This window comes from Nocardia sp. NPDC049935 (assembly GCF_055586645.1).
Genome location: NZ_JBVJHV010000007.1, coordinates 142882 through 154724, shown reverse-complemented (window position 1 = coordinate 154724; position 11843 = coordinate 142882). Strand labels below are relative to the sequence as shown.

At 68.6% G+C, this 11843-nt stretch carries 10 protein-coding genes; 4 read left to right on the top strand and 6 right to left on the bottom strand.

From position 1 onward, the window contains the following. Positions 1–7: 7 nt before the first annotated feature. Positions 8–613: a GNAT family N-acetyltransferase gene (locus tag ACZ6SF_RS25590; protein WP_466065159.1), complete on the top strand. Its 606-nt coding sequence runs from the start codon at positions 8–10 to the stop codon at positions 611–613. Between the two features lie 6 nt (positions 614–619). Here the strand turns inward: ACZ6SF_RS25590 and ACZ6SF_RS25585 are convergent, their stop codons facing one another. Beyond that, positions 620–2089 carry a type 1 periplasmic-binding domain-containing protein gene (locus tag ACZ6SF_RS25585; protein WP_466065157.1) on the bottom strand — a complete coding sequence of 490 codons (1470 nt, stop codon included), beginning with the start codon at positions 2087–2089 and terminating at the stop codon, positions 620–622. Next, entirely contained in the window at positions 2086–4119 is a 2034-nt protein-coding gene (locus tag ACZ6SF_RS25580; RefSeq protein ID WP_466065155.1) for a hypothetical protein, read from the bottom strand. The genes ACZ6SF_RS25585 and ACZ6SF_RS25580 overlap by 4 nt, the downstream gene beginning before the upstream one ends. Positions 4120–4428: 309 nt before the next feature. On the opposite strand from ACZ6SF_RS25580, the gene ACZ6SF_RS25575 reads away from it, so the two are divergent. Beyond that, a complete protein-coding gene (locus tag ACZ6SF_RS25575; RefSeq protein WP_466065154.1) occupies positions 4429–4977 on the top strand; it encodes a DUF1697 domain-containing protein in 549 nt (182 codons plus the stop codon). An 11-nt stretch (positions 4978–4988) separates the two neighbouring features. Here ACZ6SF_RS25575 and ACZ6SF_RS25570 read toward each other — a convergent pair whose 3' ends face one another. Next, entirely contained in the window at positions 4989–5738 is a 750-nt protein-coding gene (locus ACZ6SF_RS25570) for an acyltransferase (RefSeq protein WP_466065153.1), read from the bottom strand. Between the two features lie 198 nt (positions 5739–5936). Here ACZ6SF_RS25570 and ACZ6SF_RS25565 point away from each other — a divergent pair, with 198 nt between their 5' ends. Then, positions 5937–7247 (top strand): outer membrane protein assembly factor BamB family protein, encoded by a 1311-nt coding sequence (locus tag ACZ6SF_RS25565; protein ID WP_466065152.1) that lies wholly within the window; start codon positions 5937–5939, stop codon positions 7245–7247. Between the two features lie 35 nt (positions 7248–7282). Here ACZ6SF_RS25565 and ACZ6SF_RS25560 read toward each other — a convergent pair whose 3' ends face one another. Genes ACZ6SF_RS25560 through ACZ6SF_RS25550 form a run of 3 tightly spaced genes read right to left on the bottom strand, consistent with a single transcriptional unit; the run spans position 7283 to position 10859 of the window. Continuing rightward, the gene (locus ACZ6SF_RS25560; RefSeq protein ID WP_466065150.1) at positions 7283–8536 is read right to left on the bottom strand and encodes a glycosyltransferase family 4 protein; all 1254 of its coding nucleotides are present in this window, start codon (positions 8534–8536) and stop codon (positions 7283–7285) included. Then, positions 8533–10077 carry a 1,4-alpha-glucan branching protein domain-containing protein gene (locus ACZ6SF_RS25555; protein WP_466065149.1) on the bottom strand — a complete coding sequence of 515 codons (1545 nt, stop codon included), beginning with the start codon at positions 10075–10077 and terminating at the stop codon, positions 8533–8535. The genes ACZ6SF_RS25560 and ACZ6SF_RS25555 overlap by 4 nt, the downstream gene beginning before the upstream one ends. Further along, a complete protein-coding gene (locus tag ACZ6SF_RS25550; RefSeq protein WP_466065147.1) occupies positions 10074–10859 on the bottom strand; it encodes a class I SAM-dependent methyltransferase in 786 nt (261 codons plus the stop codon). The genes ACZ6SF_RS25555 and ACZ6SF_RS25550 overlap by 4 nt, the downstream gene beginning before the upstream one ends. 195 nt (positions 10860–11054) lie before the next feature. On the opposite strand from ACZ6SF_RS25550, the gene ACZ6SF_RS25545 reads away from it, so the two are divergent. After that, positions 11055–11840 (top strand): electron transfer flavoprotein subunit beta/FixA family protein, encoded by a 786-nt coding sequence (locus ACZ6SF_RS25545; protein ID WP_450003709.1) that lies wholly within the window; start codon positions 11055–11057, stop codon positions 11838–11840. Positions 11841–11843: the final 3 nt, after the last annotated feature.

Below are 11843 nucleotides of genomic sequence, written 5' to 3'. Positions count from 1 at the left end.
GACAACGATGGCGAACGAGTTCTGGCAGCGGCCACCTACCCTGCGCGGCGACCATGTGCTGCTGCGGCCGCTGGAACCGGGCGACGCCGAGGGGCTGGCCGCGGCGCACGACGATCCGGAGACGCTGCGCTACTTCCCCTACGGCATCGAATCGCGGCCGCCGTCACCGGAAACGGTCGCGCACGCGTTGTCGAGTGGCCGCCAGGTGCTGGTGCCGGTGGATCCGCGCGACGGGCGGATCGTGGGCACCACCTCGCTGTACAACATGGACGAGAGGTTCGGCCGGGTGACCGTCGGCTTCACCTGGTATTCGCGCCGGGTCCGGGGCACCACCTGCAATCCGGAGGCCAAACTCCTGCTCCTGGACCATATTTTCGAGACCCTCGCAGCCGTGCGCGCCGAATTCACCGTCGACGATCTCAATACGCGATCCCGGGCGGCCGTCACCGCGCTCGGGGCGGTGCAGGAGGGAATCCTGCGTGATCACGCGCGGCGGCGGGACGGCACGCTCCGGAACACGGTCGTCTACTCGATTCTGGCCGGAGAATGGCCGCCGGCGCGGAGCCGGCTGCTCGAACGCATCGGCAGGCGGGCCGGCGGCGGCGCGGGCTGACGACCGCTACTGCAGTCCGATATAGCGCGGCGGCGCGCCGTCCAGTGCCTCCAGGATCGGAATGGGCTTATCGGTCGGCAGGCCGTTCTCGTCGAACGAGAGGGTCCCGCTGGCCCCCCGGACGGCCCCGGCCCCGTGCAACCGTTTCATCGCCTGTAGGACCTGGTCGGAATGGACGGTGTTCCCGTCGTACCCGGCCGCCTGGCGGATCGCGGAGACCGCTGTCACCACCGCGTCGTGTTCCATGACGGCGGCGAAATCGTCCAGACTGTCGTCGGAGAACTCGCGGTAGCAGATCGGGCCCGTGCAGTCGGGCGAGAACTGGGCGACCGAGTACATATTGAAACGCTCCGGGTGGTCGCGCCAGCCCTGCGGGTGGACCAGACCGGTGTAGAGCACCGAGACACCGGTTTCCAGCGCGACCCGGGCGGGGCTGTCGGAGAGGCGGTAGTAGGCCATATCGTCCCCGGTGACCACCTGGATCGGGGTTTCCCGGCAGCGACGTTCGGCCAGTGCGGTGAGGAAGGTGAGCGCGTGGGCGGCCCGGCCCGCGAAGTAGACCGTATCCGGCGCCGATTGGCAGATATTCGGCATCATGAACTGGAATGTGTTGGCCACACTGCCGATTTCGGAGTCGTAGCCCTCCACCGGCCCGGCGAACCGTTGCGGGTCGTCGGGGAAGCTCGCGGCGAAAGCCTCGGCGAGGGTGCGGCCGTAGTGATCGATAGGACTGTCGTCGCGGACGATCAGGATTCGCCGGCTCCGGGTCGACAGGTACTCGGCGGCCGTGCGCGCGTGCTCCGCGGCGGTCGGCGACACCCGCAGGAACCCCCGCAGGACCGGCAGATCGTCGGCGGTGAGTGTGGAACCGACGGTGGGGATCTGCAGTTCGGAGAGCCTTTCGACGGCCCGCACCGCGTTCTGGACACTGAAGGAGATCCCGGTGACCGCGACGATCCGGTCCGCGGAACGGCGGTCCTCGATCTTGCCGACGGCGGTCTCCCATTCGCCGAAATCGCTCCCGGGATTCGCCAGCAGCAGTTTGATCTTGGGCGTGTTACCCCAGATCGAGGTCCGGTTCGCCGCGAGCTGGGCCAGATGCGCGCCTTCGAGCCGGTGCCGGATACCCGACATGGTCACAATGCCCTCGGCGCTCGTGCCGGGCGTCATCGGCGACAGCTGCACCACGCTGACATAGGGCTCCCCGGAATCCTGAACGGCCCGGTTCTCCTCGAGGATGCGCTGCTCGATATCGGCCAGCTCCGGAGCGAAGACCACACTGCCGTCGGTGACCCCGGCGCATTCGTCGTGCGGTCCGCTGGTCACCACCCCGGCACCGCAGCTGCGGGCCGATTCGATCATCGCGGGCACCACCTTCGCCGCGGCCAGCACGACGACCAGGCCCACGACGCAGGCGCCCACGATCCACAGCCATTTCCGGTACCCGGGGGCCGGGGGTTCGATCTGGATACTCACCGATATCTCTCCGCCCGTTCGTACAGCAGCAGCGCGCCGCGGCCGAGGCCCCGGGCCAGCTGCCGGAATTCGTTCTCGATGGTGCGGTTCAGGGTCCGCTGCGGATCTCCGAGCGGATCGTTGGAAATCCACAGCGCGGCGATCAGCCAGGCGAGGTCGTCCTCCGGCGCCATCCCGTTCTCCCGGACGATCACCTCCACCTGGGTGAAAGGCGTGGCCGTGGCATCCGGCCGGCGCGGCGCCGAGGTGATGAGGTCGAGGTCGGACAGCCATTCGGTGGCGGCACTGCGGCCGAACTCGGGATGCCCGGACAGGAACGGCCGGTTCAGATACTCCACGGCGTCGGCGAGATTGCCGAGCGCGAGATCGTGGTAGATGGCCTCGGCCGCCGCCGCGGAATCGCCGTCGCGGGATCTGCGCCGGTAGACCTCCCGGCACAGGATATGGGTGTTGTACCAGTCGCGGGGATCGTCGGGCTCGCGCTCGGCGAGCTCCCACAGCAGGATCCGGCGCAGCCAGATATCCAGCAGCATCTCCGGATCGGGTCCGTCGGCGGCGCGAATCCACAGGCGGTTGCGCAATTCCTGCAACAGCGCCTCCCCGTCGGGCAGCGCCGAATCGAGAACCTCCGGCTGATAGAGCACGTCCACGGTGCGCCCGGCCGCGGCGGTGACCAGATCGCGCAGGCTCTCGGCATCCGGGAAATCGGTGAGCAGCCGTTCGCGGGCCCGTTCGAGCACGGTGCCCGGCGCGTCGACCGGTTCCTCGAGCGGATCGTGCCGCGTGCCCACGGCCGTGGTGAGCACGGTGCGCGCGGCCGCGAGCGGCTCGTTCTCGTCGCCCTGCCCCAGTGCCGCGATGACATCGGCGGTGCCGGCGGCATTACCGCCGGTGAGTCCCCGGACGAATTCCGCCACCCGGGGCACCGAGCGCATCCGCTGATCCGCCGCGACGTCACCGGTGGTCTGGACGCTCAACCGGCTCAGATCCACCAGATACCAGGGGAACCAGTTCGCCGCCGGATTCTCCGGATCCGGCCAGTCGGTGCGGATATCGGCCGGATCGCGGGGGGCCGGCCATTCGATTCCGCCGGTGCGATGTTCGGGTTCGCGCCGTTCGGTCTCCTCACTGAAACGGTGCATGCCCGGGCGGTGCCAGCATTCACTCCACGCCGGCAACCACTGCGCGCTGGCCGCGACCACCGCGAGCGGATCGGGGTCGGGACCGTTGCGCCGCCGCGCTTCGCGCAACGTCTGCAGGAACAACCGGCCCGACGGGGTGTGCGCGTTGTCCAGTAGCAGTACCGAATTCAAGGTGCGGCTGCGCCCCCGGACCCCGCCGTAGGCCTGGCGCAGATCGTGCAGGAAGGCCATTCCGAACACGGCATCGGCCTCGGCCCGCGATTCCTCGTCGCCGTGCGACCATTTGGCGAGGTCGATGAGCATATCCTCGCGCCGGGTCTGATCGCCGACCAGTCGTGGCCCGTGCGTGATCCGGTGCCGGATGTTGAGCCGGTTCAGGCTCTGCAGGAGCGATTCCACGGCCATCCCCACCCACGGCGCCAGGCCCTCGGGCACCTGCCCGGCGGCCTCGAGGATATCGGTGACCCCTTTGCTGCGCGCCTCCATCGGCAGGCTGCTCGACACCACATCGCGCAGATTCCGCAGCGCCGCACGGCGATTGTCCTCCTGCATATGCAGGGTGCTGCCCACCGCGACCAGGCAGAGCCACAGCTGCGGAAACGCGATGCGGCCGAATTGTTTCCGGTGTCTGCCGAGCTCGAAGGCGAGTTCGCCGAAAACCTCCCGCGGCGCGCGATCGCCGAGCGCGAGATCGATATAGGCGTGCGGAAGCCGGCCGCAACGCTGGGCCAGCGCCTGCAGCAGAACGGTTTTCCCGCTGCCGTGCGGGCCCACGGCCACCACCACCGGCAGCGCTCTGCTCCGGCGCTCCGGCCGCTGGACCAGCTGTTCGATCAGCGGCCCGGTGATCGTTTCCAGCCCATGCAGTTTCGGGCCCTCTGCAGGCACATCCCCTCCCGGTTCGGTCTCGATACCGGTATATCGAGCCCGGCGCGCCGAACGTTCACATCGCCGCCCCCGGTCGACGCCGGGAAACCCGGACGAAGATATCGATCGGTAGGGCCATATTAGGCAATAACGCCGACACCGGCGGGCCGCGGCGGGAAATCGTGGGGTCGATGATCCGGTGAGTGGAATGCCCGGCCGGCCGCGTACCCGGCGGGCAGGTCGCGCGTGCGGCCCTCGGCGGCCCGCTGATCAGCGGGGACGGAACGTCGCGACACCCGGTTGTCGGCCCGGTGGACTACCGTTCGGAATATGACGAGGTACGCCGCGCTGCTGCGGGGAATTGCGCCCAGCAATCCGAATATGAGCAATGAGAAGTTGCGGGGCGTGTTCACCGGTCTGGGGTTCGACTCGGTGAGCTCCGTACTGTCCAGCGGCAATATCGTCTTCACTGCCGATACCGCCCCGGGCTCCGAACTCGAAGACCGTATCCAGGAGGCCCTGAACGCCGAACTCGGGATCCCGGGCGGCACCATCATCCGCGACCACGCCGAACTGCGCGCCCTGCTCGACCGCGACCCCTTCGCCGGATACACCCACTGCCGGGAGACCTACCTGGTCGCGACCTTCTTCAAGGATGTGGCGCATTCCAAGGTCGCGACCCCGGCCGAGCCCGACCCATTGACCACCGTCGTCGGGTACGACGAGCAGGCCCGGGCCTTCCTCGCGATCGTCGACAACACCTCGCCGAAGACCCCGAACTTCATGGCCTGGCTGGAACGCAGCTACGGCAAGGACATCACCACCCGCACCTGGCTCACGGTGCAGCGGGTCGTGAAGAAGATGGAATCGGCGAACTAGGCCCGCCGGGCTCACGCGTCCTGTGCGACGCCGTTCTTCTTGCGTTCGATATCGGCCAGCGCCGCCTCGTGGGCGGCCCGTTCGGCGGCCCCGGCCTCCCAGGTGGATTTCCGGTTCTTCACCACCCGGGCCGGCGCGCCGACCGCGATGCTGTAGTCGGGGATATCGCCCTTCACCACCGCGTGCGCGCCCAGCACGCAACCCCGGCCGACCTTGGTTTCGCGCAGCACGGTGACCTTGGCGGCGATCCAGGTATCGGGGCCGATCCGCACCGGGCTCTTCACGATGCCCTGATCCTTGATCGGCAGGGTGATGTCGTCCATGCGGTGATCGAAGTCGGTGATGTAGCACCAGTCGGCCACCAGGGTCGATTCGCCGATCTCGATATCGAGGTAGGTGTTGACGACATTGTCCTTGCCGAAGACCACTTTGTCGCCGATGCGCAGCGACCCCTCGTGGCAGCGCACGGCGTTACCGTCGCCGATATGGACCCAGCGCCCGATCTCGAGCCGGCCCAGACCGGGGGTCGCGTGGATCTCGACCCGGCGGCCCAGGAACACCATTCCGCGCAGGATCACATGCGGATTGGCCAGCCGGAATTTGGCCAGCCGGTAGTAACGCACCAGGTACCAGGGGGTGTAGGCGCGATTGGCCAGCACCCAGCGCAGCGAGTCGAGGGTCAGGAAACGGGCCTGACGCGGATCGCGCCGGCGGGAGCCCTGCCAGCGTGAGCGCAACGGTGCGCCCCACATGCTCGTCACGAAGGTCTCTCCTGTTCTCCGGGCACGATCGGCGCCGCCTCCGGGTTACGCGGGCCGGCGCCTGCTCGTGCCGGGTATGCCGTGGCCGGTACCGCAGAACAGCCTACTTTCGTGGTCTGCCGCGCAGGCCTATACCCTTCCGTTAATCTCACACACGCGTGTGGCCGGGGAGATCAGGACTACGGAGGAGACCAGCAGGTGCGTATCGGCAGCGGCGTGCGGACCGTGTCCTGGCTCGCGGCGGTGACCGCCGTGATGGGGGTGCTCACCGCGTGCGGAACGGACGTCGACGACATCACCGTCGGCCGCGGGCTCGGCTGGCCCGCCCCCGGGCACGAGGCCCGCAACAGCGCGAACACCCAGGTGGAGGGATCGCGGGAGCTGAGCCTGCAGTGGTCGCGCCCGGTCGGCGGTCCGATCGTGCAACCGGTGACGGTGGGGTCGGAGGGGCAGATATTCCTCACCACCAGCACCGACGCGGATTGTGAGATCTTCTCGTACCAGATGCGGACCGGCCGCAAACGGTTCTGCAATCCGCTGGGCCCGCATTCCATCTATTCGCCGACGATCCTCGACGGCGCCAGCAATGTCTATGTCGGTCTCGACAGCGCCGTGGAGTCGGCGAATCAGCTCGGGCAGCCGCGCTGGCGCACCGCGGTGGCCGGGGTGCCGACGGGTATGCAGTTCACCGGTGACGGCCATCTGCTGGTGATCACCCAGTCCGGGCAGGTCGATGTGCTGGAACGGCAGACCGGTAGGCGGATGGTGCCCACCCAGCAGCTGCTGCCCCGGCCGGATTTCCTCCAGGATCCCGGCTTGGACTGGCCGCCGGCGGGCGCCGGTCTCGAGGACTGCCGCACCGGCGGTCCGGACTGCCCGGTGGCCACGGTGGCGGCGATGGATGTCGAGGCGGGACGGATCTACGCGACGGTCCGCAAACCCGGCGCCCCGAAGGCGTCGCTGGTGGCCCTGCGGTACGCCGACGGGAAGGTCGAGCAGGAATGGAGCTCCGAACTGCTGGCCGACGGGAGCGCCACCGATCCCGCGCTGTCGGCCGACGGGTCCACGCTCTACATCGGTGACAACAGCAAACGCCTGCTCGCGGTGAACACCGCCGACGGCACCCCGAAATGGGAGGCGCATCTGGACTGGGAACCGCGCCGCGGAATCTCGGTCTCCGATGACGGCCTGGTCATCCCGGCCGGTGACGACGGGTACCTGCTGGCCCTGCGCGATACCGGTACCAGCTACGAAAGGGTCTGGGAGCGTAAAGATCTCGGGCTGCGGGGTAGCCCGGTGCAGACCGCGGGCGGTACCGGTTACGTCACCGCCGCCATCGGCACCGGACTGAATCTGATCACCTTCGACACCGCCACCGGCGCGACGCTCGACTCCGATGTCCTGCCCGGCGGAAAGGGCACCACCACCGGTACCGCGGTGGGCGCCGAGGGCGAGGTCGTGGTGGCCACGCGGATCGGCGAGATCTTCACCTTCCGCGAGAACGACTGAGCGCGTCGCGTCCCGGCCACGCCGGGCCGGGGCGCCTACTTCGGATCCCGCTCCGGCAGTGGACGTTCCACGATCACCGGACGGCCGAGCGGGTTGCGGATCCGGCGTTTGGCCTCCGAATACACCCCGGCGGTTTCGGCCGCGACCACATCCCAGGCGAAATCGGCGGTGAGCCGTTCCCGGGCGGTGAACGCGCGATCCTGGGCGGTGACCGGATCGTCGAGCACCGAGATCACCGCAGTCGCCAGGCCCGAGACATCCGCCGGTTCGAACGAGGCGCCGGTGATCCCGTCGATCACGGCTTCCCCGAGACCACCCGCGGTCGAGGTGACCAGCGGAGTTCCGGCCGCGGCGGCTTCGAGTGCGACGATGCCGAACGGTTCGTAGCGGCTGGGCAGCACGATGGCGTCGGCGCCGTGCAACCAGCCCAGCAGTTCGGTGTGGTCGAGCCGGCCCGCGAAATGGACCGCCCGCGCCACCCGGTGCGCCCGGCTGCGTTCGCGCAGCCATTCGAATTGCGTTCCGACCCCTGCGACGGTGAGCGTGGTGCCCGGATGCGCCCGGCGGATCCGGGGCAGCGCGGCGATGGCGTCCTGGACGCCCTTCTCGTATTCGAGCCGCCCGACGTACAGCAGCCGGGGCGGTCCGGTGCGCGGGGTGCGGGTACGGAATGTCCACGCCCCCACATCGATTCCGTTGCGGATCACATGCAGCGGCACCCGGTCGGGGTGATAGAGCCGTTCCACCTCGTCCTGCATCGAGGTGGAACAGGTGATGAGCGCATCCGATTCGTTGGCCAGCCACCATTCCACCGAATGCACCTGGCGGTTGACCCGGCCCGCGACCCAGCCGCTGTGCCGGCCGGCCTCGGTGGCGTGGATGGTCGAAACGAGCGGCACGTCGTAGTACTCGGCCAGCGCGATCGCCGGATGCGCCACCAGCCAGTCGTGCGCGTGCACCACATCGGGGGTCCAGCCCTCGCCGATACCGGGTTTGTCCAGGGCGGTGCCGGCGCGGACCATGGCGTGACCCATGGCCAGGGTCCAGGCGAGCATATCCTCGCCGAAATCGAAGATCGGCGGATCCTCGGCGACCGCCACCACCAGGACCCCGTCGGCGACGAACGAATGCGTGGGATGGGTCGCCGGGCTGGTGCCGGTGGGGCGCCGGGACAGCACCACCACTTCGTGTCCGGCCGCGGCGAGCGCGGTGGCCAGGTGGTGGACGTGTCTGCCCAATCCGCCGACGACCACCGGTGGGTACTCCCACGACACCATCAAGATCTTCATCGCGGTCCTTCTGCAGGGGTGACGCGTAGCCTACGCGCGTCCAGGCCCGGGAACACCCCGTCGGCCGCCGCCCATCCCGCCGCCAGCTCCCGGGCGCGGGACAACTGTCCGGACTCCACCGCACCGGCGATCTCGCGGACCGCGTGGGCGTGCTGATGGGCGCGATCGCGGGCGTATCCGGCGGCGGAATCCTTGCTGACCATGAAAGCCCAGTCGCTCGACACCGTCAGAATCGCCTCGCGCACCAGCTGATCGGCGACCGGATCGCGGCCGGCCGGCGCGGTCGCGCGCATCTTCGCGACGGTATCGAGCGCCAGCCGCACCACCTCGTCGTTGAGATCCACCAGATCACGGACCTGGTCACCCGCCCAGACCCGCCAGTCCTTGCCCGATCCCCAGGAGGAATCGTTCAGCAGAACCGGATCGCCCACGAAACCGCGGTCGCGGGCATCGGCGAGCGTGCCGACCGTGATCCCGGCCTCCGGCAGCGCCCGTAGCACCTGGGCCAGCCACTGCGGTCCCTCGTGCCACCAGTGCCCGTAGAGTTCGGTATCGAACGCGGCGACGACCAGCGCGGGCCGCCCGATTCGTTCGGATTCGGAGATCAGCCGCTCGCGCACGGTCGCCACGAAATCGTCCACGTCCCGGGTCACCTGCGCCGCGGCGAGCCGCGGATCGTAGGGAGCCTTGTCCGGGCCGGCCACCGTTTTCCCGGTGACGCGCGCGGGTTTGAGGCCGGTGGCATGGTCGTAGTGATGGAAATCACGGTAGGCGCCGTTGCCCGGATAGCCGGATTTCGGCGACCAGACCCGGTAGCTGACCGTGAGATCGCGGCCGAACGCGAGCACCGGGGAGTACCGGACCGGTCGGCCGAGCGAGGTGTCGCCGCGCAGGGCGGGCCCGTCGACCATGAAATGCGTCACACCCGCGTCGGCGTAGTCGAATTCCATCCCGGGGGTGAATCCGCATTCCGGTGCCCAGATCCCCGAGGGAGTATGACCCCATCGCATCCGGGCATCGGCCAGGCCCTCGGTCAGCTGGAAGTCGCGCAGCTGTCCGTCGAGCAGCGGCTGGAACGGGTGGGCCAGCGGTCCACCCAGGAGTTCGATGGCCTCGGCGTCCAGGAGCTCTCGCCAGACCGGCGACGCCCCGTGCTGCCAGTTCTGTTCGAATTCGGCCAGTGCGGCCGCCGCCAGCCGGTGCTCGTGGCTGCCCAGCGCCGGATTGCCCGCCATCGCGGCCTCATCCGCGCGCAACTGCCAATTGCCCAGCCAGTGGTGCATTCCCGCGAGACTGTGCGGATCGTCGAGCTGGGCCGCCAGTACCGGGGTGATGCCGAGAGTCAGTAGATGCGAACGACCTTCGGCCGCGAGCGTGCGCAGCACGTCCACCACGGGCAGATACGAGGCCGCCCACGACTGGTACAGCCATTCCTCGCCCACCGGCCAGCGTCCGTGATGTGCCAGCCAGGGTAGATGGGAATGCAGGACCAGGGTGAACTGCCCGGGTACTGCGCCGCCGCCGGAGTCGTTGCCGCTCAAGGCTTCACCGCGCGGGCCACCAGATCGAGGCTGGCGTCGATATCGGCGGGGGTCAGCGCGAAATCGTCGACGGTGATCCCGGCGACATCGGCGGTGAGGTCGGCGGGCCACGGCTCACCGGCGAGCGCGCGCTCGATCTGGGCGTCGATGAAGGAGCCGCCGTGTTTGGCGTCCAGTGCCCGCAGGGTCGGTCCGTGGTGGACGCCGGTCATCAGCTCGACCCGGAAACCGGCCTCTTCCAACAGTTCCGTCAGTTCGGCGGCATTCAGCTCGCGCGTATGGAAAGGGTTGAGCGGGGTGTCGCGACCGGGCGAGAAGGTGATCCGGTTCGGAGTGCTGATGAGCAGTTCCCCGCCCGGGCGCAGTACGCGCAGGCATTCCCGCAGGAACTGCGCCTGATCCCAGAGGTGTTCGATCACTTGGAAATTCACCACGGTGTCGACGGACCCATCGGGCAGCGGCAGGGTGGCCAGATTGCCGCGGATCATCCGGACCCGCGGATACCGCGCGCGTACATGCTCGGCGGCGCCGCGATCGTAGTCCAGCCCGACCACCGCGGCGGCGACCCCGGCGATCATATTCGCGCCGTAGCCCTCGCCCGATCCCGCTTCGAGAACGACCTTGCCCACGCAGCGGTCCAGCAGGCGTTCGTAGACGATCTCGTGCCGGCGGAACCAGTAGTTCTCCTCCGCGATACCCGGCACCGTCCGCTCGCCGGTCAGCGGCAGCGGCTCCAGTACGTCTTCGGCGGCCGGTGCGGCGGGAATCACAGCCTTGCTCATTGGGACGAGGTTACTGGTAGGACCCGGTGCGGGGGATGCCCGGTAGCCCCCGGGAGGGGCCCGGATGCTAAGTTACCCACCAGTAACTTAACGTAGGGTAATGTCTCGGCCTGAGCTACTCACAAGGACGTACGGCCGTTGGAGATCGTGCGACCGCCAATACAGGTAACCAGAACAGGAGGTCGACGAAGACCGATGCCGAATATCGTCGTACTCATCAAGCAGGTGCCCGATACCTGGTCCGAGCGCAAGCTGACCGACGGTGACTTCACCCTCGACCGCGAAGCCGCCGACGCGGTGCTCGACGAGATCAACGAGCGCGCCGTCGAGGAAGCCCTCCTGATCAAGGAGGCGCAGGGCGGCGAGGTCACCGTGCTGGCCGCCGGCCCCGATCGCGCCACCGAGGCCATCCGCAAGGCGCTGTCCATGGGCGCCGACAAGGCCATCCACATCAACGACCCGGCCGTCCACGGCTCCGATACCGTCCAGACCGCGTGGGTCCTGGCCGGTGCGCTGGGACAGGTCGAGGGCGTCGAGCTGGTCATCGCCGGTAACGAGGCCACCGACGGCCGCTCCGGCGCCGTCCCGGCCATCATCGCCGAATACCTGGGCATCCCGCAGCTCACGCATCTGCGCAAGCTCACCGTCGACGGCGAGAAGATCACCGGCGAGCGGGAGACCGACGAGGGCGTGTTCAAGCTCGAGGCGTCGCTGCCGGCCATCGTCAGCGTCACCGAGAAGATCAACGAACCGCGCTTCCCCTCCTTCAAGGGCATCATGGCCGCGAAGAAGAAGGAAGTGCAGACCTTCACCCTGGAGGATCTGGGTATCGACCCGTCGACCGTGGGTGTCGAGAATGCGGGCACCAAGGTCACCGCCTCCACCCCGAAGCCGCCGCGCACCGCGGGCGAGAAGATCACCGACGAGGGCGACGGCGGCACCAAGATCGCCCAGTACCTGGTCGGCCAGAAGATCATCTGAGAC